Annotated in this window: 24 protein-coding genes; 11 read left to right on the top strand and 13 right to left on the bottom strand. The window is 71.9% G+C overall.

All coding sequences use genetic code 11. From position 1 onward, the window contains the following. Positions 1–15 precede the first annotated feature (15 nt). Positions 16–273, bottom strand: a complete 258-nt coding sequence (locus AC3X7Z_RS10700; RefSeq protein WP_489975889.1) for a hypothetical protein — start codon at positions 271–273, stop codon at positions 16–18. Positions 274–565: 292 nt separating this feature from the next. On the opposite strand from AC3X7Z_RS10700, the gene AC3X7Z_RS10695 reads away from it, so the two are divergent. The 3 genes from AC3X7Z_RS10695 (at position 566) to AC3X7Z_RS10685 (ending at position 2,534) form a co-directional block, all read left to right on the top strand. Then, positions 566–973, top strand: coding sequence for a VOC family protein (locus AC3X7Z_RS10695; RefSeq protein WP_489975888.1), 408 nt, complete (start codon positions 566–568; stop codon positions 971–973). Between the two features lie 99 nt (positions 974–1,072). Further along, the gene (locus AC3X7Z_RS10690; protein ID WP_489975887.1) at positions 1,073–1,426 is read left to right on the top strand and encodes an iron chaperone; all 354 of its coding nucleotides are present in this window, start codon (positions 1,073–1,075) and stop codon (positions 1,424–1,426) included. Positions 1,427–1,676: 250 nt separating this feature from the next. Next, the gene (locus AC3X7Z_RS10685) at positions 1,677–2,534 is read left to right on the top strand and encodes a YihY/virulence factor BrkB family protein (protein WP_206054512.1); all 858 of its coding nucleotides are present in this window, start codon (positions 1,677–1,679) and stop codon (positions 2,532–2,534) included. Positions 2,535–2,670: 136 nt separating this feature from the next. Here the strand turns inward: AC3X7Z_RS10685 and AC3X7Z_RS10680 are convergent, their stop codons facing one another. Together AC3X7Z_RS10680 and AC3X7Z_RS10675 are read right to left on the bottom strand one after the other, a co-directional pair. Then, positions 2,671–3,324, bottom strand: a complete 654-nt coding sequence (locus AC3X7Z_RS10680) for a flavin reductase family protein (protein WP_489975886.1) — start codon at positions 3,322–3,324, stop codon at positions 2,671–2,673. Between the two features lie 104 nt (positions 3,325–3,428). Further along, positions 3,429–4,781: a carotenoid oxygenase family protein gene (locus AC3X7Z_RS10675; RefSeq protein ID WP_489975885.1), complete on the bottom strand. Its 1,353-nt coding sequence runs from the start codon at positions 4,779–4,781 to the stop codon at positions 3,429–3,431. A 183-nt stretch (positions 4,782–4,964) separates the two neighbouring features. Here AC3X7Z_RS10675 and AC3X7Z_RS10670 point away from each other — a divergent pair, with 183 nt between their 5' ends. Beyond that, complete coding sequence (locus tag AC3X7Z_RS10670) at positions 4,965–5,150, top strand: PspC domain-containing protein (RefSeq protein WP_489975884.1); 186 nt, start codon at positions 4,965–4,967, stop codon at positions 5,148–5,150. A 21-nt stretch (positions 5,151–5,171) separates the two neighbouring features. Here the strand turns inward: AC3X7Z_RS10670 and AC3X7Z_RS10665 are convergent, their stop codons facing one another. Next, entirely contained in the window at positions 5,172–6,122 is a 951-nt protein-coding gene (locus AC3X7Z_RS10665; protein ID WP_489975883.1) for a class II glutamine amidotransferase, read from the bottom strand. A gap of 123 nt (positions 6,123–6,245) precedes the next feature. Here AC3X7Z_RS10665 and AC3X7Z_RS10660 point away from each other — a divergent pair, with 123 nt between their 5' ends. Both AC3X7Z_RS10660 and AC3X7Z_RS10655 read left to right on the top strand, forming a co-directional pair. Next, positions 6,246–7,979, top strand: coding sequence for a DEAD/DEAH box helicase (locus AC3X7Z_RS10660; protein WP_489975882.1), 1,734 nt, complete (start codon positions 6,246–6,248; stop codon positions 7,977–7,979). 34 nt (positions 7,980–8,013) lie between these two features. Next, entirely contained in the window at positions 8,014–9,657 is a 1,644-nt protein-coding gene (locus AC3X7Z_RS10655) for an ABC-F family ATP-binding cassette domain-containing protein (protein ID WP_186342347.1), read from the top strand. A gap of 158 nt (positions 9,658–9,815) precedes the next feature. On the opposite strand, the gene AC3X7Z_RS10650 is transcribed toward AC3X7Z_RS10655, so the two are convergent. Beyond that, positions 9,816–10,091 carry an excalibur calcium-binding domain-containing protein gene (locus AC3X7Z_RS10650; RefSeq protein WP_186342348.1) on the bottom strand — a complete coding sequence of 92 codons (276 nt, stop codon included), beginning with the start codon at positions 10,089–10,091 and terminating at the stop codon, positions 9,816–9,818. A 67-nt stretch (positions 10,092–10,158) separates the two neighbouring features. Between AC3X7Z_RS10650 and AC3X7Z_RS10645 the strand changes: the two genes are divergently transcribed. Further along, positions 10,159–10,494, top strand: a complete 336-nt coding sequence (locus AC3X7Z_RS10645; protein WP_186342349.1) for an HNH endonuclease — start codon at positions 10,159–10,161, stop codon at positions 10,492–10,494. A 15-nt stretch (positions 10,495–10,509) separates the two neighbouring features. Here the strand turns inward: AC3X7Z_RS10645 and AC3X7Z_RS10640 are convergent, their stop codons facing one another. Continuing rightward, positions 10,510–10,791, bottom strand: a complete 282-nt coding sequence (locus AC3X7Z_RS10640) for a hypothetical protein (protein ID WP_489975881.1) — start codon at positions 10,789–10,791, stop codon at positions 10,510–10,512. 39 nt (positions 10,792–10,830) lie between these two features. On the opposite strand from AC3X7Z_RS10640, the gene AC3X7Z_RS10635 reads away from it, so the two are divergent. Continuing rightward, positions 10,831–11,340, top strand: a complete 510-nt coding sequence (locus tag AC3X7Z_RS10635) for a metallophosphoesterase family protein (RefSeq protein WP_489975880.1) — start codon at positions 10,831–10,833, stop codon at positions 11,338–11,340. Here AC3X7Z_RS10635 and AC3X7Z_RS10630 read toward each other — a convergent pair. Together AC3X7Z_RS10630 and AC3X7Z_RS10625 are read right to left on the bottom strand one after the other, a co-directional pair. Then, the gene (locus tag AC3X7Z_RS10630; RefSeq protein WP_489975879.1) at positions 11,309–11,854 is read right to left on the bottom strand and encodes a DUF2243 domain-containing protein; all 546 of its coding nucleotides are present in this window, start codon (positions 11,852–11,854) and stop codon (positions 11,309–11,311) included. The genes AC3X7Z_RS10635 and AC3X7Z_RS10630 overlap by 32 nt on opposite strands. A 36-nt stretch (positions 11,855–11,890) precedes the next feature. Further along, positions 11,891–12,091, bottom strand: a complete 201-nt coding sequence (locus AC3X7Z_RS10625) for a hypothetical protein (RefSeq protein ID WP_186342353.1) — start codon at positions 12,089–12,091, stop codon at positions 11,891–11,893. Between the two features lie 94 nt (positions 12,092–12,185). Between AC3X7Z_RS10625 and AC3X7Z_RS10620 the strand changes: the two genes are divergently transcribed. The 3 genes from AC3X7Z_RS10620 to AC3X7Z_RS10610 all read left to right on the top strand — a co-directional run bounded on the left by AC3X7Z_RS10620 (position 12,186) and on the right by AC3X7Z_RS10610 (position 17,447). Beyond that, positions 12,186–14,045 (top strand): AMP-dependent synthetase/ligase, encoded by a 1,860-nt coding sequence (locus AC3X7Z_RS10620; protein WP_489975878.1) that lies wholly within the window; start codon positions 12,186–12,188, stop codon positions 14,043–14,045. A gap of 44 nt (positions 14,046–14,089) precedes the next feature. Further along, positions 14,090–15,175: a hypothetical protein gene (locus AC3X7Z_RS10615; protein ID WP_489975877.1), complete on the top strand. Its 1,086-nt coding sequence runs from the start codon at positions 14,090–14,092 to the stop codon at positions 15,173–15,175. 121 nt (positions 15,176–15,296) lie between these two features. Continuing rightward, entirely contained in the window at positions 15,297–17,447 is a 2,151-nt protein-coding gene (locus tag AC3X7Z_RS10610; RefSeq protein ID WP_489975876.1) for an MMPL family transporter, read from the top strand. A 3-nt stretch (positions 17,448–17,450) separates the two neighbouring features. Here AC3X7Z_RS10610 and map read toward each other — a convergent pair whose 3' ends face one another. From map to AC3X7Z_RS10585, 5 genes are read right to left on the bottom strand one after another with little or no spacing between them, the layout of a single operon-like run. Beyond that, positions 17,451–18,221, bottom strand: coding sequence for a type I methionyl aminopeptidase (gene map / locus AC3X7Z_RS10605; protein ID WP_489975875.1), 771 nt, complete (start codon positions 18,219–18,221; stop codon positions 17,451–17,453). A gap of 10 nt (positions 18,222–18,231) precedes the next feature. Continuing rightward, on the bottom strand, positions 18,232–18,924 hold the full coding sequence (locus tag AC3X7Z_RS10600; RefSeq protein WP_489975874.1) for a hypothetical protein: 693 nt from the start codon (positions 18,922–18,924) through the stop codon (positions 18,232–18,234). 48 nt (positions 18,925–18,972) lie between these two features. Further along, complete coding sequence (locus AC3X7Z_RS10595; protein WP_186342359.1) at positions 18,973–20,205, bottom strand: ROK family transcriptional regulator; 1,233 nt, start codon at positions 20,203–20,205, stop codon at positions 18,973–18,975. A gap of 8 nt (positions 20,206–20,213) precedes the next feature. Further along, positions 20,214–21,509: a sugar ABC transporter permease gene (locus AC3X7Z_RS10590; protein WP_489975873.1), complete on the bottom strand. Its 1,296-nt coding sequence runs from the start codon at positions 21,507–21,509 to the stop codon at positions 20,214–20,216. Between the two features lie 20 nt (positions 21,510–21,529). Beyond that, positions 21,530–22,306, bottom strand: a complete 777-nt coding sequence (locus AC3X7Z_RS10585) for an ATP-binding cassette domain-containing protein (protein WP_186342361.1) — start codon at positions 22,304–22,306, stop codon at positions 21,530–21,532. Between the last annotated feature and the right edge of the window lie 7 nt (positions 22,307–22,313).

The raw sequence follows: 22,313 nt of genomic DNA, 5'->3' as shown, positions 1-22,313 counted from the left end.
GCATTCTCCTCGAAGTCACTGTTCTTGAGGAGGAAGGAAGACCTGCCCTAGTCGGTCCAGCACGCTGAGTCCGAGGACAGATAGTTCACGTGTCTGCGCACATGCGATCTGAAACTCCTCCTCGCTCTTCCAGCGAGGCGCATCGGTCCAGGTGATGTGGCGATCTTCCATACTCTCGACGACATACGCGTTCCAAACGCCGAGCGTGCCGAAGTGCGCGTAATCGGAGAGGTCCTTGTACACCAGACCCAACTGCGCCACCTCGTCCTTCACGGCGTGAATCAAGGACGAGAAACTCTTACGTGCTGGCCGTCCGTGCCCCGGACCGTAAAGCACGACTTCAGCGTATTGAACCGCCCCGGCGTGTCCGGAGACTCTGGTCTGCCCCGAGTTCCGCGGAGTCGAGATTCCTGGATTCTCATGCCGCGATGAGTGCGGCTTTGCACCGCGAGGCGGTGCCGTTCCCTCTCATCGGCTCCTCGACGCCACAGACAGGGCACCCCTCGCGCTCTAGTCTGATCGGGTGCTCACAAACCGTTCGGCACCGCACGCGCGAGTGACTCCGGTGCTCATCGTGGCCGACGTCAGATCAGCCGTCGCGTGGTACACCGAGGTCTTCGGCTTCGTCGAGCACGTCCGCATAGGCGAGGGGCATCGCTCGCAGCTCGGCTTGCCGGAGGGGCCGCCGGCCGAGCTGGTGATCGCAGAGGTTCGGCCGGGACGGCGAACGCCCGAGCGCCAACGCTCGCACCAAGTGATGTTGAAGGTCGCCGACGTGGCGAAGGTTGTGGCGGCTGCGGTGGCACGGGGCGCTCAGCTGGTCGATGAGATCCAAGACTGGGAGTACGGCGAGCGGCAGGCCGCCATCGATGACCCGTTCGGCCACCAGTGGGTCCTCAACCAGACGCTGAACGACGTCGAACCCGAGCAGTGGGGCGGGAACACCGTGACTCCACGGTCGCCGTACCGGTAAGTGGCTGCGTCAAACCGCCGCGATCGCGCGGTCGGATCCACTGAGGGGTTGGTTGTTTGCATAGACATGACGTCGTCGTCGTCGAGTCATACTGCCCTCATGCCGAAGTTCGCGTCGGTCGACGACTACCTCGTATCGCTTCCCGCTGAACAGAGGGAGGTGGTGGAGGAGATCGAACGGCGGGTGCTGCTGGTGGTGCCCGGCGCAGATCGTGTCATGCGCTACGACATGCCGACCTGGCAGGTCGAGGGCGTTTCCCTCGTCCACGTGGCGGCATGGAAGCAGCACGTCTCGCTCTATCCCGTGCCACCGGCAGGCGATTCTGATTTGGACGCCGACCTCGCGCCTTACGCCGGAGCCAAAGGCACGCTCAAGCTGCCGTACCCCCAAGTCGACTACGCACTGATCGAGCGGGTCGTGCGCCGGCTGATCGAGACCCGCTCTCCGAAGTAGCGGAGCAGCTCCCCCGTAGTCCACGTGCAAGCGGGACCGCGACGCCCCGCACCTCGTCATGAGTGCGTCCTTCCGCCGCGAGTCGGTATGTCGTCAGGCGTCGACACCCGGGTGGGTGGGGCGAATGATTGGTCCGGTGACGCGGAGCTCGAGGGAATCGCCGGATGCTGGGGTGGACGATGCTGTCGCTCCTAGGCGGCTGTCGGCCCGGAGCTGGGGCGAACTCGTGCGACGCGCTGCAGGGCATGTAGTGCAGGCACGTCTTCCCTTCCTCAGCGCCGGTGTCGCGTTCTTCGCTGTCTTGTCCGTCGCGCCCGTGTTGGTGACGGCGCTGTCGGTCTACGGTGCGCTCAACACGCCTGGGCAGGCCCGTAGTCAGCTCGCGGGGGTTGCGGAGGTGCTGCCGCCCCAGGTGGAAGTCCTGGTGACCGATCAGCTGACCAGCATCACGACCGCTTCGGCGGAGGTGCTGACGGTGCGCGGTCTCGTAGGTCTGGGGCTCGCCTTGTGGACAGCCACCACCGCGATGGTGGCTCTCATCGACGCGTTGAACGTGGCCTACCACGAGACTGAGTCCAGGGGCTTTGTGCGGCGCACGGTCCTGGGTCTCTCGTTCGTCCTTGGGGGTGCGCTCTTCCTGGGCGCCGCGATCGCTCTGGCCGGTGTGACGACCCGGGCCATCGACAGTTCACCAGGCTACGTCCGTGCCGTGGCGGCGGTGGCGGCGTGGCCGGCGATGGCGGTGCTGATGTGCACGACGCTCGCCGTCCTCTACAGGTTCGGCCCGGACCGCAAGGACCCACAATGGCGATGGACGACGTGGGGGGCCGTGGGCGCCACCGTGCTGTGGGCGGCGGGCTCTGTCGCGCTCTTCGTCTACGTGCAGAACCTCGGTACCTACGGGACCATCTACGGCTCGCTGGCCGGTGTGGTGATCAGCATGTTCTGGCTCTGGTTCACCGTGCTGCTGGTGGTGTTCGGAGCCGCTGTCAACGGCGAGTCCGAAAGGCAGACCACGTATGACTCCACGACGGGTCCTGAACGTCCGGTGGGCCAGCGGGGCGCGGTCGTCGCTGACAGCACGCCGCACCACCTCAATCGTCCATGACCAGCGACTTCCCTTCCTGTTCGACGTCGGCTTCGCAGACAGTGAGACTGTCTCCCCGCTTGCGCCGCCGCCGTGAACAGTTCCGGCGGCGTTGAGATGCCGATCATCCGCATCCACCGTCAGCGTTGAGCGTCCGTCAGCTGCTTGGGGCGCACCAGCGCCGATCGCCGAGCCGGCCCGGCATCCTCCAGCCCGCTGCGAGCCGCGAGGGAATCAGCGGCTGGCTGTCGCCGAAGAAGTCACAGAACTTCATGATGAGTGGGTCCCAAGCCTTCGGGTCGATGTGGTCGCTGCCGGGCAGCCGTACGGCATCGTCCACGTGGGCGCGCAGCACCCGGACGTGGATGGCGAGCGCTCCCGGAGAGTCCCGGTCGATCGGGTAGTGGCTCGACACGTGGCACTCGAGCTGGATCGGGCATTCGACCACTCGGTCCGGGGCGATCAGATCCGACGGCTCAGGGGTCAGCCCGGCGACCTCGAACTTGCGCGGCTCGTAGCGGTACCCAGTGTCACGCTTGTGCGGCGACAGCTCGGGCGAGCCGCTGAGCAGCGCAAGCCGGTCGACGTGGCCGACCAGGTCGGCTGAGGCGAGGTTGAGGACCGCCTCCCCTGTACGCAGCATGTTCTGCGTGGTGCGGGAGGAGGCGGCCAGGCCCAACACAGCGTGCTGCCCCAGCCACCAGGCAGAGGACATCGGCGCCAGGTTGGTGGTGCCGTCGGGGTTGGCGGACGAGACCAGGACGACGGGCGTTCCGTAGTAGTGGACCTTGAGAGGCAGGACGCGGTGCATGCGCCAAGTCTGGCGAGCGTAGGGGCGGGGTTCTGGCGGAAACCGGACGGCGCAGCCACGTGCGCGGCGAGGACCTTGGCCGTCTGCCACCCCGCTCCGACTGCTCAGGCGAGGGCGGAGTCGGGGATCCAGTTCCCGTGGAACCCCTGCGGCACCCGGACCGGCAGGTGGACCGTGGCCACCGGTGGTCCGAAGTCGTGGGCATCGAGGATCACCAGATCGCTGGCGCCGCGCGCGGCGTCGTACACGTAGCCCATCAGCCATCCGTCGTCCTCGCCGGCCGCGCTGCCGGCCGGGACGAACGCCATCTCGCTGGAGATGCGTCCGGGGCCCAGGTCCAGCTCGGCGGTGGTGCCGCCGACGAGGTCGTGCTTGCGCACAGCGGTCCGGGGGTCGTCGCCCAGGGCGCCCAGGTCGCGCACCGAGGACGAGCCGATCGTGTAGCCGTAGCGGTGCTGACGGCCCGTGAGTCGTTCGTCCCCGCGGGGGAACTCGGTGCCGCGATCGTCGATCGTCTCGGTGAGGACCCTGCGTGCCCGCGGGTCGATCGTCCAGCGCTCCAGGCGGGGGTGATCGGCCAACGGCTCGCCGTCCTCGGCGAAGGCATGGTCGTGCACCACCAGGTCGATGATCACTCGATCACCGTCGTCGAAGGCGTTGAGGGGGTGGTAGACGAAGCACGGCTCGACGTCGATCCACACGACGTCGGACCCGGCGCCGGCCCGGGGCAGGAGCCCGACCCGGGCCCCGTTGTCGGGGCGCCAGCGGAAGGGCAGGGAGACGCCTTGGAGGGCGAGCTCGAGGTCGAAGAGCACAGGCAGGTCGAAGAGCACGACCCGGGACGCGGTCAGGCCCATGTCGTGGAGCATGACCGGAGCCGGCAGGTCGACGTCGACGGTCCTGACGAGCTCCCCGGCAGGGTCGATCACGTGATAGCGCAACGCGGGGTCGTCGAAGCCGTAGGTCATCACGTGCATCTCGCCGGTGCTCGGGTCGAACTTGGGGTGAGCGTTGATGCCACCAGGGAGCGGGCCACCGAAGTTGCGGGTGGCGACCGTCTCCAGCTCGCCCGTCAGCTCGTAGGGCAGCGACCCCTCGGTCACGGCCAGGATCCGGCCGGCGTGGGCGAACACGCTGGTGTTGCCCGAGCCGGGATACCACCCGCCGTCCGCATGGGGCACGGGAGACTCACCGAGGTGCGCGCTGGCCTCGGGACTGCGCACCCAGCGGTTGCGATACCAGCGTGGCCGGCCGCCGTGCAGGTCGACGCCGTGCACCATCCCGTCGCCCGCGAACCAGTGGTAGGTGTCGGCCTCCGCTGCGAACGGGTTGGGCCCGGTGCGGATGTACCTGCCCGCCAGGTCCGGCGGCACCGCCCCCGTGACCTCCAGATCCGTGGCGGTCACCTCGGTGGCGACCGGCGCGAAGTTGCCGTCGAGGTACGTCGCTGCAGTCATCGTCTGCTCCCTGGCATCAGGCCGCCGAGCCGGCCCCACCAATACACACCCTCCCCCGCGACGCGTCAATGCGCCGCCTGTCGGCAAGCCCCCGGGGCACGCCGTCGCTTCTGCCCCATCCCGGATGCCTCTGCGAGGATGGCTGCGCCCCGCACCGCCGACCTCACCAGCCGAAGGATGCCCATGTCTACGTCACGATTGGTACGCCCCAGCGAAGGACGGTGGCTCGCTGGAGTCTGCGCCGGCCTGGCAGACAGGTTCGGGATCCCGCGGGGACTGGTCCGCCTCGGCTTCGTGATCTTCGGCCTCGTGGGCGCGGGCGAGCTCGCGTACGTCATCGCGTGGATCGTCATGCCCAAGGGCGACTGACCCACGCACCTGACCGCCCGCCTACACCGACAGCGTGTTGACGGTCCGGGTGATGCGCCCGTCGGTCCTCTCGAGGAACACGATCTGGCCGAACTCGACGTGCGACCAGCCGTCGGCGTCCTCGGTCAGCGCCTCGGAGGCGAAGATGGCGGCCGTCGCCTCGTCCTCGTCGCACGCCTCGAAGTCGTAGGCGGTGTCGTCGCGCGGCACGTGGCGGCCGACGAGCAGGTACATCGGCTCGAGGAGCATCGACAGGGCGAAGTCGTCCGTGCCCGGACCGGACTCCCGCAGCGTCTTCCAGTCGCCCGCCGGGTGGGTCTCGCCCTGGTGCCCGAGACCGACGTTGACCCCGATGATCCGGTGGGGCGACACCAGCGCCATCTTCAGCTTGGTCAGGGCGGGGAGGTCGAGGTCCTTCATCGCCTGCGCGATGAGGCCCACCATCTCCTCGATCGCGCGCTGGACGTCCTTGTCGGTGTCGCCGTCGAGCAGCGAGAGCAGCAGGACGTAGAGGAACTCCGTGTCCGTGGTGCCCCGCATCTGCGCGAGGTACCTGTCCTCGCAGTGCTGCAGCAGCTCCCTCTGCAGGAGCATCCAGTGGGGCAGGTCGCCGTTCTGGGCGATGACCCAGGGGGTCTCGTCGAAGGCGAAGGGGTGGCAGTTCTCGTCGACGATGACGGCCGCCGAGTCATAGCTGGCCGCGCGCACGTGGGCGAGCATCGTGTGGGCCCGGAGGCTGGGGACGATGTGCGGGGCGTTGTCGTCGTAGAAGGCCGCCATGGGCCGGCGGTAGTGGAAGGGGTCCTCCGGCTTGAGCAGATGCTCGCTCCAGGCCGCGAACCCCCAGCCCGCCAGCTGGAGGTCCGGGTAGTGCTCAGGGTCGAGGGCCTGGTTGACCAGGCTGTTGGACGGCGTGAGCAGCAGGCTCTCGAGCGGCGTCTCCGGCCCGATGTAGGCGAGCACTCGGCACATGGAGTTCCTTCACTGACGACAGGACGCGCCGGGGTCGGCGTCCAGGTGGGCCCCGAGACGGGCGTCGCCACCCTATGGGCGGGGCGCGGCTGCTCGTGAGGGAGACCCCGATAGCGTCCCGGGGTGGCCAGCCCTCGACGATCCGGTGCTCGTCGGCGCGGCGCACCCTCGCGCCGCGGCGGCGCACGTACGCAGCAGCGGCCGCTGCCGGTCGCCGGGCCGGGCGAGCGGGTGTGGGTGCTCGACGTCCCCTACGGGACCCAGGTCGACGGCGCCGCGTGGCACCCTGCCGTGAAGACCCACCTGTACGTCGGGCGCGCGCTGCCCGCGCACCTCGAGCCCTACGCGCCGGGTCCCCACACCCTCGGCCGGTTCATCGAGAACACGCTCAACCCCGACGACCCGACGCCCGCCCCCGAGCCGAGCGACACGCTCGAGCCGCGGCGGATCCAGTTCGAGGCGGCCGACGCGATCGCGGCGCGCGCCGAGGCGGGCGGGCGGCAGTTCCTGCTCGCCGACGAGCCAGGCGTCGGCAAGACGATCTCCGCGGTGCTCGGCGCGCAGGCCGTCGGCGACCTGCGTGGTGCGCGACGGGTGCTGGTCGTGGCCGACCGGCCCGCCGCGATCACGATCGGCCACTGGTGCCGCACGATCACCGCGCTGGGCGACGGCGGCCTGGAGTGGGTCGTGATCACGTGGGACCGGCTGGACAAGGTCACGGGCCACGACTGGGACGTGATCATCGCCGACGAGGCCCACGCCCTGCGGCGCACCACGACGAAGCGGTGGAAGCTCTGGGCGCGGATCTCCGGTCATGGGAAGCCGCACGACCGGGCGCCGTTCGTCATCGCCACCACCGCGACGCCCGGGCACACGCCGCTGGAGCTGCCCTACCTCGCCCCGGCGTACGCGCAGGTGCTCGGCGAGCCGATGCGGGAGTGGACGTCGGCGACCCGACCCGGCGACGTCTTCGCCGCCGCGCTCGAGCGCCACGGCGTCGGGGTGGAGCAGGGACGCTACGGCGCGACGTGGACCGCCGACCCGGCGCGGCGCGCGGCCGACCTCGAGCTGGTGCGGGGCTGGCTCGACGACGCGAGCCCCGCGGCGATGCTGCACCGCGCCGCGCCGTGGGGGCCGGTGCCCATCTCCGGCATGCCGGTGGCGCTCACGCCCACGGAGCGAGCGGCGTACGAGGCGGAGTGGGGCGAGTTCTGCCGCGAGATGGACATCGCGCGACGCGGCCGCAACGTCGCCAAAGGGCGGGCCGCGCTGCTGCGCTTCCGGCAGAAGGCCGGGCTGATCCGGGTCGACTCGACGGTGGCCTGGATCGCCCAGCAGGTCGAGGCCGAGCGACAGGTGGCGTGCTCGGTCGAGTTCGTCGGCACTGCCGCCGACCCGATCGCCGACCGGCTGCGCGACAGCGGCATCGAGGTCGCCACGATCTACGGCCGCGACCGGTTCGACCCCGAGGCCGAGCGGCTCCGGTTCCAGACCGGGCAGGCGAAGGTCTGCGTGTTCACGACGGTCGCCTCGATCAGCCTGCACGCCGGAGAGACCCTGGACGGGGGCCGTCAGGCGAGCACGGAGCCGCGGGTCGGGGTCTTCCACCAGGCCCGCTTCTCGGGCATCGCCGGCCGACAGGTGACCGGTCGCACCCACCGCGACCACCAGGTCTCGCCGTGGCACATCGCCTACGCCGAGGGCACGGTCGAGGAGCAGGTCGGCAAGGTCATGGTCGAGCGCATCGCCGCGGCCTCCGACACGGTGGGCGGCGACACCAGCGGACTCGCCGACCTCGCCCAGCTCCTCGGCGCCGACTGGCTGCCCGCCACCACCCTGGTCGAGGACGGCGCCTGAGCGGCCCCCTCGGCGCGGACGTAGGCTCCTCCGCGTGAACGCCACCCTCGTCGCGAAGGACCTCGCCGGCGGGCACGGCCACCGGGTGCTCTTCGAGGGCCTCGACCTCACCGTCGCTCCCGGTGACGTGATCGGCGTGGTCGGCGCCAACGGCGCGGGGAAGTCGACGCTCCTGTCCCTGCTCAGCGGGTCGGTGCCGCCGATGGCCGGCTCCGTGGAGTGCGCGCCCCGGGACGCCTTCGTCGGCTGGCTGCCGCAGGAGCACGAGCGCGTGCCCGGCGAGACGATCGCGCACTACCTCGCGCGCCGTACGGGTGCAGCCGAGGCGACCGCGGCGATGGAGTCGGCCGCCGAGGCGCTCGGCTCGGGCGAGCCCGGGGCGGACGACGCCTACGCGGCGGCGTTCGACCGGTGGCTGGCGAGCGGTGCGCCCGACCTCGAGGACCGGATCGCCCCGGTGCTGGCCGACCTCGGCCTCGACGTCGGCCCGGACGCCCTGATGACCACGCTCTCCGGTGGGCAGGCCGCCCGGGTGGCGTTGGCCGCGCTCCTGCTCAGCCGCTTCGACATCGTGCTGCTCGACGAGCCGACCAACGACCTCGACCTCGACGGGCTGGCGCGGCTGGAGGCGTTCGTGCAGGGGCTGCGCGGTGGCGTGGTGCTGGTCTCGCACGACCGCGAGTTCCTCGCACGCTGCGTCACCCGGATCGTCGAGCTCGACCTCGCCCAGGGCAGGGTCAGCGTCTACGACGGCGGCTACGAGGCGTTCCTGGAGGAGCGGGCCGTCGCCCGCCGCCACGCGCGGGACGCCTACGAGCAGTACGCCTCGACCCGCGCCGACCTCGTGCAGCGGGCGCGCACCCAGCGCGAGTGGAGCTCGCAGGGGGTGCGCAACGCGATGCGCAAGAGCCCCGACAACGACAAGATCCGGCGCCGCGCCGCCACCGAGTCGTCGGAGAAGCAGGCCCAGAAGGTGCGCCAGATGGAGTCGCGCATCGCGCGGCTCGACGAGGTGGAGGAGCCGCGCAAGGAGTGGGTCCTGCAGTTCGACATCGCCGCCGCCCCGCGCTCCAGCGCGGTCGTGGCCACGCTCAACGAGGCGACCAAGAGCTTCGGCGACTTCCGCCTCGGGCCCGTCTCCGCGCAGGTCGACGCGGGCGACCGGATCGGCATCACCGGCCCCAACGGGGCAGGCAAGACCACGCTCCTGCGCCTGCTGCTCGGGCGCACGGAGCCCGACACCGGCACCGCCTCGCTGGGTGCCTCGGTGTCCATCGGCGTCATCGACCAGGCCCGCACGGGTCTGGCGGAGGACCTGCCGCTCGGCGACGCCTTCGAGGCCGTCGTCCCGGAGCTGACGCAGGCCGAGGTGCGCACGCTGCTCGCCAAGTTCGGGCTCAGGGCCGACCAGGTCGCCAGCCCGGTCGCGCGCCTCTCCCCCGGCGAGCGCACCCGTGCGGCGATGGCGCTGCTCCAGGCGCGCGGGGTCAACCTGCTGGTCCTCGACGAGCCGACCAACCACCTCGACCTGCCGGCCATCGAGCAGCTCGAGGACGCGCTGGCGTCGTACGACGGCGCGCTCCTGCTGGTCTCGCACGACCGGCGCCTGCTGGCCAACGTCCGGCTCGACCAGCGGTGGGAGGTCGACGGCGGCCGTCTGGTCGTGCGCCACGCCTGACGTCCAGCCTCGACGAGTGCAGGTCGACAGCGCCCGGCCTGGACGGGGGCCTCGGAGCTCGCCGTCGCCGGCGGCATGGCGGGCCCGCTGCTGCGCGCCGCGACGGGCCGCGACGGCCTGCCCCCCGGCTTCTCGGTCCTGTGACGGGCGGCGGCGCGTCAGTTCTCGCAGGCCGTGCCGTCCTTGTCGCGGTCGAGGCTGCGGTAGTTGGTCCAGTAAACCTGCACGGCGAGCTTGGTGGTGGCCGGGCGGGAGTAGCCGTCACGCACCGCCTTGGAAGCCGCCGCCGGCCCCTTGGCGACACCGTTGGGCCACTTGGCGGTGAGGGCGTCGCACGAGCGGAAGGAGGGGGCAGCCGCGTCGGCCGGCGTCAGCACCAGCAGCGGTGCGGTGAGGGCGAGGGCGGCGAGGGCGCCGCAGAAGTTCCTGGTCATGCCGGGACCGTACGTCCGGCCTCCGCGCCTGCGCAGGGAAAGCGGGGATCCCCCCTACGCTGGCGCCATGCCTGCCGCCCGGACCCGCCGCGCCCGCGCGGCGAGGAAGCGCCAGCGGCGGATGGCGGGCGTCGAGCACGACCTGAGCGCGGACGAGTGGGCAGGGCTGCAGGAGGCGTGGGGAGGCTGTGCCTACTGCGGGGCGAGCGGCGCGGCCCTGCAGAAGGACTGCGTGCTGCCGATCTCGCGCGGCGGCCGCTACACGGTGCTCAACGTCGTGCCCGCCTGCGCGTCGTGCAACGCGAGCAAGTGCAACGACGAGGTCACCGGCTGGCTGCGCCGCAAGCGGCTCGACGAGCGCGCCTTCCTGACGCGGCTCGCCGAGGTCCACGCCGGGCTGTAGGGGCGGCAGCGGCGCCTACAGCGGAGTGTCCTCCGGCACCACCCGCAGCACGCTGAGGGTGCCGGCGTCCCGGCCGAGCACGACCTTGACCCCGTCGAGGCGCTCGAGCGCGCCGCGCACGTCGTCGACCTCGAGGCGGGTGTCGACGGCGATGTCGACGTCGCGGACCGGCACGGTCGTCTCCGGCCACTCGGCCGCGTCGACCTCGAAGGGGTCGAAGTCGGTCTGGGCCGCTGACCACAGCTGCAGCGCGGACTCGGCGACCATGTCGTCGGTGGTGCTCCGATCGGGGGTCATGCCTCGAAGGTACCCGCCCGCGTGCAGTTGACTGGGGCCATGGTCACCCGGCTGCTGCTCCTCGCCGACACCCACCTGCCCAAGCGGGCCCGCGACCTGCCGGCCGAGGTGTGGCGCGCGGTCGAGGAGGCGGACGTCGTCGTCCACGCCGGCGACTGGGCCGACGTCGGGCTGCTCGACGAGCTCGAGGCGCGCTCGGCGCGGCTCCTCGCGTGCTGGGGCAACAACGACCACGGGGAGCTGCGCGAGCGCCTGCCCGAGGTGGCCCGGGCCGAGCTCGAGGGCGTACGCCTCGGGGTGGTGCACGAGACCGGTCAGGCCAAGGGCCGCGAGGAGCGGATGGCGGCTGCGTACGCCGACCTCGACGTCCTGGTCTTCGGCCACAGCCACATCCCGTGGGACACCGTGGCCCCGACCGGGCTGCGGCTGCTCAATCCCGGCTCACCCACCGACCGACGGCGCCAGCCGCACTGCACCTACATGACCGCGAGCGTCGCTGACGGAGAGCTCCGCGACGTCACGCTCCACCGGCTCCCGCCACGGGCGTAGGCGTCCACGCCCGGTCCTCCAGCTCGCGCGAGGCCGCGCGCATCAGGACCCAGCCGGCCGCGACCAGCAGCGCGCCGAACGCCAGGAAGCCGAGGTCCCACGCGAGCGGACCGCCGAGGTCGTCGCGCACGTGGTGCACGCCCAGGATCTGGTGGTCGACCAGTCCCTCCACGAGGTTGAAGCCGCCCCACCCGGCGAGCAGCCCGCCGACGTGGAAGCGCCAGCTCGGCGGGAGCCGGCCCTGACGCCACTGCGCCAGCGTGACGATGGAGGCACCGACCACGACGAACCACGTGACGAGGTGGAAGAAGCCGTCGGCGAGGGTGTTGACCTCCAGGCCCGCGACGGTCGTGGTCGGGTAGTCGGCGCTCACCATGTGGTGCCACTGGAGGATCTGGTGCAGCACGATCCCGTCGACGAACCCGCCCAGCCCGACGCCGTACATCAGGCTCGCGGCCGCGGACGGGGGGTCTCCCACGGAGGTCGGCACGGAGGTCGGCACTGAGGTCGGCATGCCGGTCCGGTACCCCACTGGTCCCTCGTCCACCACTCAGGCGTCGGGCCCGTCGGGCCGTCGGGTGGGACAGTCGGGGTTGGTGCACGCGCGCAGGTCGACGGTCGGGTCGCCGCCGCCGACGACGCCGTCGGCGGGCCCGGCCGGGCCATCGGTCGAGTCGCCGTCGGTGCCCGGGTGCGGCAGCAGCCGCACCGCGGAGCCGCAGACGGCGCACGGGGCGTGGTCGGAGTACACGCGCAGAACCCTAGCCAGCCGGGACGTGCTCCACCATGATGTGACCCCCGCCACACCGTCGAGCCGACGACGACCCGACCCCAGGAGCCCGCACATGACCGCGACCCAGACCGACCCCGACGTCCTCGCCGTCCGCGAGGACTACGAGTCCCGCATCGTCGGCCTCCACATGCCGGCCACCGTGCGCCGGGCCGCCGAGGAGAACCCCGACCTGCCCGCGTTCTCCGACCGCTTCGACGTGGCGGAGGGCGAGACCTGGTCGACCATCACCTGGGCCGAGACGTGGGAGCTCACCCGGCAGGTCGCCGCCGCGCTCATCGACCTGGGCGTGCAGACCGGCGACCCGGTGGCGATCATGGCCGCCAACCGCACGGCGCACACGCTGGCCGACTACGGCGCGATGACGGCGGCGGCCGTGCCGATGTCGATCTACAACACCCTGGCGCAGGAGCAGGTCGCGTTCATCGCCGGCGAGTCGCGGCCGGTCGTCGTGGTGCTCGAGGACCACGACCGCTACCAGCGCTGGGAGCCGGCCCTCGACCGGGTCGACTCGATCCGCCACGTGGTCATGCTCGCCGACGCCGACCGGGTCGACGACCCGCGCGTGATGACGTGGGAGGAGCTGCTGGCCCGCGGCGCCGACACCGGCGCGGTCGACGCGCGGATGGAGCAGATCACCCCCGACCTGCCCGCGACGTTCCTCTACACCTCCGGCACGACCGGCAACCCCAAGGGCGTGGTGCTCACCCACCACAACGTCATGTACGAGGCCGTCTCCACCCTCGACGCCGGCGGCCTGCACGGCCCGCAGCGCACGATCAGCTACCTCCCGCTCGCGCACATCGCCGAGCGGATCCTCGCGACGTACGCTCCCCCGTTCCTCGGCAGCCACGTGCACGCCATCCCCGACCCGGCCGGCCTGCTCGGCGCGCTCGGCGAGGTGCACCCGACGGCCTTCTTCGGCGTGCCGCGCGTGTGGGAGAAGATCAAGACCGGCATCTCGGCCAAGCTCGCCGAGGACCCCGACCCCGCCAACCAGAAGCTCGTCACCGACGCGATGGCGGCCGGGCTCGCCTGGACGCAGGCCCACGAGTACGGCAACGAGATGACGCCCGAGGTCGAGCAGGCCTTCGCCGAGGCCGACGAGGCGATCCTGGCCTTCCTGCGCCTGCTGCTCGGCCTCGACCAGGTGACGTGGGCCGCCAGCGCCGCGGCACCGATGCCCTTGGAGGTCGCGAAGTTCATGGGCGGTCTCGGCGTGCGCGTCTACGACGTCTACGGCATGACCGAGACCACGGGCGCCTTCACCTCCAACGGGCCCGACGCGTTCAAGCTCGGCACCGTCGGGCGGCCCAACCCGGGCATCGAGGTGCGGCTCGCCGAGGACGGCGAGATCCTGGTCCGGGGACCGGTCAACACCCCGGGCTACTACAAGCCGGAGGAGGCCACGCGCACCCTCCTCGACGAGGACGGATGGGTGCACACGGGTGACATCGGCACCGTCGACGAGGACGGGTTCTACTCCGTCGTCGACCGCAAGAAGGAGCTGATCATCACCTCGGCGGGCAAGAACATCGCGCCCTCCAACATCGAGAACTACCTCAAGGAGTCGCCGATCATCGGCCACGCGATGGCCATCGGCGACGACCGGGCCTACGTCGTCGCGATCCTCACCCTCGACGGGGAGATCGCCCCCCTCGTCGCGCAGAAGATGGGCATCGAGTTCATCGACCTCGCCGACCTGTCGTCCCGGCCCGAGATCCGGGCGATGGCGCAGGCGGCGGTCGACCAGGCCAACGAGCGGCTCTCGCGTCCCGAGCAGGTCAAGGCGTGGGAGCTGCTGGCCGACGAGTGGACGGCCGAGTCCGAGGAGCTCACCCCGACCCTCAAGCTCAAGCGTCGCGTCGTGCGCACCAAGTACGCCGACGTGGTCGACGGCCTCTACACCGGCTGAGCGCGGCCGGGCAACCTCCGACCCCACCCGGGCGTCTCCTCGTCATGACCACCTCACTCCGCATCCCTCTCGTTGCCGGCCTGACCGCCGTCGCCACCCTCGTCGCCCCCCTCTCACTGGGCCTCACCCTCGCCACCCCCACCGCAGCGAGCCCGGCGCCCGCCGGGGGCGCCGAGCGTGCCGCTCCGCGGACGGTCCTCGACGTCCGCGGGCTCGACCGCGGCGCGCCACCCGCGGTCGCCTGGAGCGAGCGGCGCGCGGGCCGGACCGTCGTCCACGGCGTCGGCGGCACCCGCACGCCGGTGCCCAACAGCGTCGTCGAGCTCGCGCCGATGGGGTCGGGCTACGTCGTCCAGTCCGTCGGCGGGGCGGCGGCCAGGACCCGGTGGGTCGACGCCGACGGCTCCCCCGGGCGGCGCGAGTGGCGCACCGGCTACGGGCTGGCCGTCTCGGCGCAGGGCGGGGCGGTCGCCTTCTCGGGCCGGGCTGGCAGGGTGTGGTCGATCGACGACGCGGGCGACCGGGTGCTGTCGTTCCCCGCGGTCCCGATCGCCGGGCGGGGCCGGGCCGTCGCGGTGGTCGGCGAGGACTGCCAGGAGGACGCGACCAGCAACGGCTGCACGGTCTACGTCAACGGCGCCCGCGCCTGGCGCACCTCCTCGCACGGCATCGTCGACCGGGTGGGGCGGCTGCGCCTGACCTCCACCGCCCGGGGACGCTGGGTCGGCGGCATCACCTCCCTCAGCGACACCGGCTCCTGCAGCGCCATGCTGCGCGGGTCGCGGCTGCGGTGGCGCACCTGCGACAACCAGCTCTCCGACATCTCGCCCGACAACCGCCGCGTCCTCGGCACCCCGGCGTACGCCGACGGCTTCGGCCCCCGTGCCCTCGACATCCTCTCGACCGCCGACGGGTCGGTGGTCCGCTCGTTCGCCTCCGCCCGCGACGCCCGGTCCGCGACCTACTTCGACGAGGTGTGGGAGGACGCCGAGCACGTGCTCGTGGTGACCTACCAGGCCGACCGCTGGGCGGTCGTCCGCCTCTGCGTCGACGGCTCGATGGAGTACGCCGTCGCTCCCCGCCGCGGGTCGATGGACACCCGGTCGCCGTTCCAGCTCCAGACGCGCTGACGACCGTCGGGGACGCCGGGCAAGGGGGTAGGCCCCGGAGCCGACCCCGGGATCGACCTGGTCTAGACCTCGGGGGTATTACGGATGCACAGGCGCGGCGACCGCTGTTCTTCTGGAACGCATGCATCGACGGATCGCAGGGTCATTGACGGGCCGCATCACGAAGTGGATCGTCCTCGCCGCCGCGGTGGCCATCACCGGGTTCATGGGGATGTTCTCGAGTCAGCTGGCCGACGTCCAGAACAACGAGGCGTCGTCGTGGCTCCCCGAGTCGGCGGAGTCGACGCAGGTGCTCGACGAGCTCTCGGAGTCGGTGGACCCCAACGACATCCCGACGCTGGTGGTCTACCAGCGCGACGGCGGGCTCACCGACGACGACCTCGCGCAGCTGGAGTCCGACGGCGGGGAGATCGCCGAGCTCGACGGCCTGACCGGCGACGGGGTGCTGACGCCGGCCGCCGCCGAGGCCGCGGCCGCCAAGGGCGCTCCGGTGCCGACCCTCGTCTCGGAGGACGGCGAGGTCGCCTACCTCTACTTCGTGCTCAACTTCGGCAGCGACGGGTGGAACGCCATCCCCGACGCGGCCGACGAGATCCGTGACATCGCCCAGCTCGACGGCGGGGAGGTGCACCTGGCCGGCTACGGCGGGCAGGCGGCCGACTCGGCCGAGGCGTTCGAGGGCATCGACACCGACCTCATCCTGATCACCCTCGGCGTGGTGGTGGTGATCCTGCTCTTCACCTACCGCAGCCCGGTGCTGTGGCTGCTGCCGATCATCTGCGCCGTCGTCGCCAACACGATCGCGACGGGCGTGGTCTACCTGCTGGCCAAGCACGCCGGCCTCACGGTCAACGGCCAGAGCCAGGCCATCTTGAGCATCCTGGTGATCGGCGCCGGCACCGACTACGCCCTCCTGCTCGTCGCCCGCTACCGCGAGGAGCTGCGCCGCCACGCCGACCGTCACGAGGCGATGGCCGTCGCGCTGCACCGCGCCGCACCGGCGATCCTCGCCAGCGCGGCCACGGTCGCGGTCGGCATGCTGTGCCTGTCCTTCGCCGAGCTCAACTCGACCGCCGGGCTCGGCCCGGTCAACGCCATCGGCGTCGCGGTGACGATGGTCGTGATGCTCACGCTCCTGCCCGCGCTGCTGGTGATCTGCGGGCGCTGGATCTTCTGGCCCAAGCGCCCCGCGTTCGGCAGCCCCGAGCCCACCGCCGACGGTCTCTGGGCCCACGTCGGGCGCCGGATCAGCCACCGCCCGCGCCGGGTGTGGGTGACCACCACGGGGCTGCTCCTGCTGGCGTGCCTCGGCCTGTTCCGCCTCGACGCCTCGGGGCTGTCCACCGAGGACACCTACACCCAGGAGTTCGACTCCATCAAGGGACAGAGGCTGCTCGAGGACCACGGGCTGTCCGACAACTCCAACACCCTCCAGGTCGTCACCGACGCCGACCGCGCCCCCGACGTGGTCGACGCCCTCGCGGGCATCGACGGCCTCGGCGCCCCCGGCGAGGTGCAGCCCCTGTCCGAGGGTCGCGCGTGGTTCGAGGCCACGATCGAGGCGGACGTCTCCTCCACCGCCGCGGCCGACATCGTCGAGGAGTCGCGCGACGTCCTGCACGCGGTCGACGGTGCCGACGCCCTCGTGGGAGGCGGCTCGGCGTTCTACCTCGACACCAAGATCGCCTCCGAGCGCGACAGCTGGGTGATCATGCCGCTCGTCCTGCTCGTGGTGCTGGTCATCCTCATCGGGTTGCTCCGTGCGCTGGTCGCGCCGCTCATCCTGATCGCCACCGTCGTGCTGTCCTTCGGTGCGGCGCTCGGCATCTCCGCGCTGCTCTTCGAGTACGTCTTCGGCTTCGCCGGCTCCGACCCGGGGTTCCCACTGTTCGCCTTCGTGTTCCTCGTGGCGCTCGGCATCGACTACAACATCTTCCTGATGACCCGGGTGCGGGAGGAGACCGAGCAGCACGGCACCCGCCGCGGCTCGTTGATCGCACTGGCCTCCACCGGCGGTGTGATCACCTCCGCCGGCATCGTGCTCGCGGCCACGTTCCTCGTGCTCGGCTCGCTGCCGCTGGTGTTCCTCGCCGAGCTCGGCGTCGCCGTCGCGCTCGGGGTCATGCTCGACACCCTGGTGGTCCGCTCGGTCCTGGTGACCGCGCTCAACCTCGACCTCGGCGGGAGGATCTGGTGGCCCAGCAGGCTCGACCGGGAGGACGCCCCCCTCACGCCCGCCGAGGCGGAGGCACCGCTCGAGACGGTGCACTGAGCCTCACCCCACGCGGGTGAGGACCTCTGCCCCGTCGTCGGTGATGGCGACGGTGTGCTCGCTGTGCGCCGTCAGGCAGCCGGTGGCGCTGCGCAGCGTCCAGCCGTCGTCGTCGGTGACCAGCTCGTCGGTGTCGACCATGATCCACGGCTCGAGCGCCAGCAGCAGGCCCGGGCGCAGCTGGTAGCCCCGCCCCGGGCGGCCGTCGTTGGCGACATGGGGGTCCTGGTGCATCGTCGTGCCGATCCCGTGGCCACCGAACTGCAGGTTGATGGGATAGCCGGCCGCGGTGAGCACCGTGCCGATGGCGTGCGAGATGTCGCCGATCCGGGCGCCCGGGCCCGCCGCGGCGATCCCCGCCGCCAGCGCGCGCTCGGTCGTCTCGATCAGCTCGACGCTGCCGGCCGGGCGGCTCTGCCCGGCCACGAAGCTGATGGCGGAGTCGGCCGCGACGCCGTCGAGGCGCACGGCGAGGTCGAGGCTGACCAGGTCGCCGTCCGCCACCCGCTGGTCGCGCGGGCGGCCGTGCAGCACGGCGTCGTTGACCGAGGTGCAGACGTAGTGGCCGAAGGGGCCGCTGCCGAAGGAGGGGGCGTAGTCGACGTAGCAGGACTCGGCGCCCGCGTCTCGGATCATCTCGGCCGTCCAGCGGTCGAGGTCGAGCAGGTTGGTGCCGACCTCGCAGCGCGAGCGGAGGGTCTGCAGGATCTCGCCGACGAGCGCGCCGGTGCGGCGGGCGCGGTCGACCTGGGCAGGGGTGAGGATCTCGATCATCGCGGCGCCATCATCTCAGCCCCAGCCTCGCACACCGCTTGCTCGTGTCGCCGCTGCACAGCTCGTCGAGGGTGAGCACACCGTCGGCGACCAGGACCGAGGTGAGCGTGTCGACGGTGACCTCGCTGTCGGGGTAGAGCCACGACTCGACGCCGTCGACCTCCACCCCGCCCTCCGCGGGCTCGCCGGCGAGGAAGGCGACCGCCACGTCGGCGGCCTGCTCGCTCATCTGCCGGGTCGGGACGTAGGCCATCGACCGCTCCTCGCCCCGGAGCACCTCGCGGGCGGCCTCGAGGTCGCTGCCCGGCTGGGACGGCGGCGCGCCGCTCTCGAGCCCGACGAAGGCCTCCGAGCCCGGCACCAGCTCGCCGAGCGAGACGACCGGCAGGTCGCCGCCGATGAGGGTGCCGAGCCCGGCGGGGTCGACCGGCACCACCACCAGGGCACCGGCCGAGGACGCCTCCGCCTGGCGGGCCTGGTTCTTCTGGGTCCCGGCGTCGCCCTCGGCGTCGTAGACCCGCACCCGGCACTCGTCGCAGGTGGCCTCGACCCGCTCGGTGAACTGCTCGACGTCGACCGCGCGCGAGGAGGAGTCGCCGCCGTCTGCGACGAGCAGCGCGATCGTCGGCTCGTCGTTGATGCAGGCGGACAGCGCAGGCGCGACGGCGAGCAGGCAGGCGGTGAGCAGACGGGCGCGGGACATCCCGAGGAGGTTATCGGCTGCGCCGCCCGGGCCCGGCCCCGGCCGCCGTCAGCCCGCGAGTCGCGCGCCGACCCCGACCAGCGCCGTGGAGAGGGCGGCCACCGGGTCGACGAACAACGGCTCGAGGGCGATCTCCGCGGCTCCCAGCAGCGACGAGTCGCCGTCGAGCCCCGGCAGGGTCAGCGTCACCGACTCCAGCGGCGCCGGGAGCGCGCGGTCGGCGAGGCCGGCCTGGACCTGGGGGCCGACCAGCGCGTAGAGCGAGCGGAAGTAGCCGCCGAGCACGACCTGGCGGGGGTTGAACACGTTGACGATGCTGGCCAGCCCGTGCCCCAGCGCGGTCCCGGTCTGGCGCAGCGCCGCCGACGGCTCGCCGAACCCGTCGAGCACCTCGCCGAGCTGCGCCACCCGGTCGGTGGGGCAGTGGATCGCCTCGGCGATCGCGTGGGCGCCGACCTCGGTCTCCCAGCAGCCCCGGTTGCCGCAGTGGCACTCGCGCCCGGCGGGGTTGAAGCGCAGGTGGCCCACCTCGCCGGCGTAGCCGCCCGCGCCCTCCAGCCGGACGCCGCCGGTGATGACGCCCGCGCCGACGCCGACGTTGCCCGTGACGTAGATGAGGTCGTCCACCCCGACCGCCACGCCGCGCACGTGCTCGGCGAGGGCGCCCAGGTCGGCGTCGTTGGCGATGGACACGGGGACGTCGAGGCCCAGGGCGGCCAGCACGATCCCCCCGAACGACACGTCGTGCCAGCCCAGGTTGGGGGCCAGCCGGATGAGGCCGTCGTTGCTGCGCACGAGGCCCGGCACGCTGATCCCGATGCCGACCATCGGGGACGTGTCGGGCACGTCCGCGACCACGCACCGGATCAGCCCGGCCACCGCGGCGCCGACCTGCCAGGCCTCGCCCTCGCTGTGGACCGGCGCCTGCGAGCGCGCCAGCACCCGTCCGCCGAGGCCGATCCGCGCCACCACGGCGCGGTCGACCCCGAGGTCCACGGCGATGACGAACGGCCCGTGGGCGGCGATCCGGACGCCCGCGGACGGGCGACCGGCGCCCTGGCGGGGGGCGTCCTCGGGCGGGAGCGCCCGCTCGGTGACGCCGAGCGCCTCGAGCTCGTTGACGAGCGCCGCGATCGTGCTGCGGTTGAGACCCATCCGCCCGGTCAGCTCGGCACGCGAGAGCTGGCCGGCGCCGTGGACGTGGCGCAGCACCGTGCCCAGGTTGTGGCGACGCGCGAGCTCCTGGTTGGTGCCCAAGCCCGGGCGCCGACGCGTGGTCATTCCCGGCCCTACACGCCCGCGGACGAGCGGCGGCGCCGGGAGACGGCGTCGACGCTCGCGGCGAGCAGCAGCACCCCGCCGGTGACGAGGAAGTTGATGTAGCTCGCCTGGTTGAGCAGGCCCAGGCCGTTGGGGATGGTGGCGATCACCAGGCCGCCGATGACGGCGTCCATCGCCCGGCCCCGGCCGCCGAAGAGGCTGGTGCCGCCGATGACCGCGGCGCCCACGGCGTAGAGCAGCTCGTTGCCGCCACCCGAGCCCGGCGAGACCTTGCCGGTGTAGGAGGCCGCGAGCATGCCGCTGATCGCGGCCATCGAGGAGCAGATCACGAACGCGAGGATCTTGACCCGGCGCACGTTGATGCCGGCGCGGCGGGCGGCCTCGGCGTTGCCGCCGACGGCGTAGAGGTGGCGACCGAAGCGGGTCTTGGTCAGCACGAAGGTCCAGAAGAGCAGCAGCGCGATCACGACCGGGGCGACCCACGGGATGCCGCTGATGGTGAACAGCGCCGGGTTGGGCGCGCGGTTGGCGCTCAGCAGGGCGGTCAGACCGAGGACGATCACCCCCAGCACGACGATGCGGATCAGCACGAGCCCGAGCGGGCGGTGGACCAGGCCCCTGGAGGCGAGCGAGCGGTAGCGCCACAGCGAGACCGCGGCGAAGCCGACCACGATGAGCACCGCGGCGATCCAGCCGGCGGTGACCGGGACGTTCTTGATCGACAGCCCGCGCAGCACCTCGTCGTTGAATCGCAGCGAGCCGCCCGAGCCGATCAGCCGCAGCGGCACCGCCTGCAGCGCCAGGAAGAACGCGAGCGTGACGACGAACGACGGGATGCCGAGCCCCGACACGAGCGCGCCGATGGCGAAGCCGATCACCGCTCCGACGGCGACGCCGGCGAGGGTGGCCAGCCACCACGTCCAGTCGTAGTCGATGAGCATCAGCGCGATGATCGTCGCGGAGGCGCCGCCCGCGACGCCCGCGGACAGGTCGATCTCCCCGAGCAGCAGCACGAAGACGATGCCCATCGCCAGCACGATGATCGAGCCGGCCTGCACGACCAGGTTGGCCATGTTGTAGGTCGTCAGGAACCGGTCGTTGAGCGAGGAGAAGACGACGAAGAGGACGATGAGGCCCAAGATCGCGGGCAGCGAGCCCATGTCTCCGCCGCGCAGCCGGTTGACGTAGTCGCGGGCCGAGTCGGCGATCGTGACGGCCTGGACGTCGTCGTCGGCGAAGCCGACATGGGGGGTGGGGTCGGTCGACGAGGGGCCGGCGTCGGTGGCGGTGCCTGAATCGGTCATGGTGTGGTCTCCGGTCCTTCTCAGACGGTCGCGGTCGCGGGGTTCTCGGAGATGCCGAGGCTCCCGGAGCGTCCGGCGGTGATCAGCTCGACCACCTGGCTGTGGGTCACGTCCTTCACCGAGACGTCGGCGGCCACCCGGCCGAGGTAGAGCGCGGTGATCCGGTCGGCGACCTCGAAGACGTCGCCCAGGTTGTGCGAGATCAGCACCACGCCGAGGCCCCGGTCGGCGAGGCGCCGCACCAGGTCGAGCACCTGGCGGGTCTGCGCCACGCCCAGCGCCGCGGTCGGCTCGTCGAGCAGCACGATCTTGGAGTTCCACAGCACGGCCTTGGCGATCGCCACCGTCTGGCGTTGACCACCCGACAGGCTCGCCACGCTCTGGCGCACCGACTTCACGGTGCGCACCGAGAGCGACGACAGGGTCTCGCGGGCGCGCGACTCCATCGTCACCTCGTCGAGGCCGATGCCCTTGACCTCCTCGCGGCCCAGGAACATGTTCTGGACGATGTCGAGGTTGTCGCACAGCGCGAGGTCCTGGTAGACGACCTCGACGCCGAGTGCGGCCACGTCGCGGGGGCCGTGCACGTCGACCTCGCGGCCCTCGAAGAGGTAGCTGCCGCTGTCGCGGCCGTAGATGCCCGCGATGATCTTGACGAGGGTCGACTTGCCCGCGCCGTTGTCGCCGACCAGGGCGGTGACCTGTCCGGGGCGGACGGCGAAGTCGACGTCGTGCAGCACGTGCGCCACGCCGAAGCTCTTGTTGACCCCGCGCAGCTCCAGCAGCGGTTCCGGCATTGACCTA

It is taken from the genome of Nocardioides sp. Z24_21 (assembly GCF_058134345.1).
Note: the sequence above shows the minus strand (reverse complement) of the source record. Positions and strands in the feature narration are given on the sequence as shown.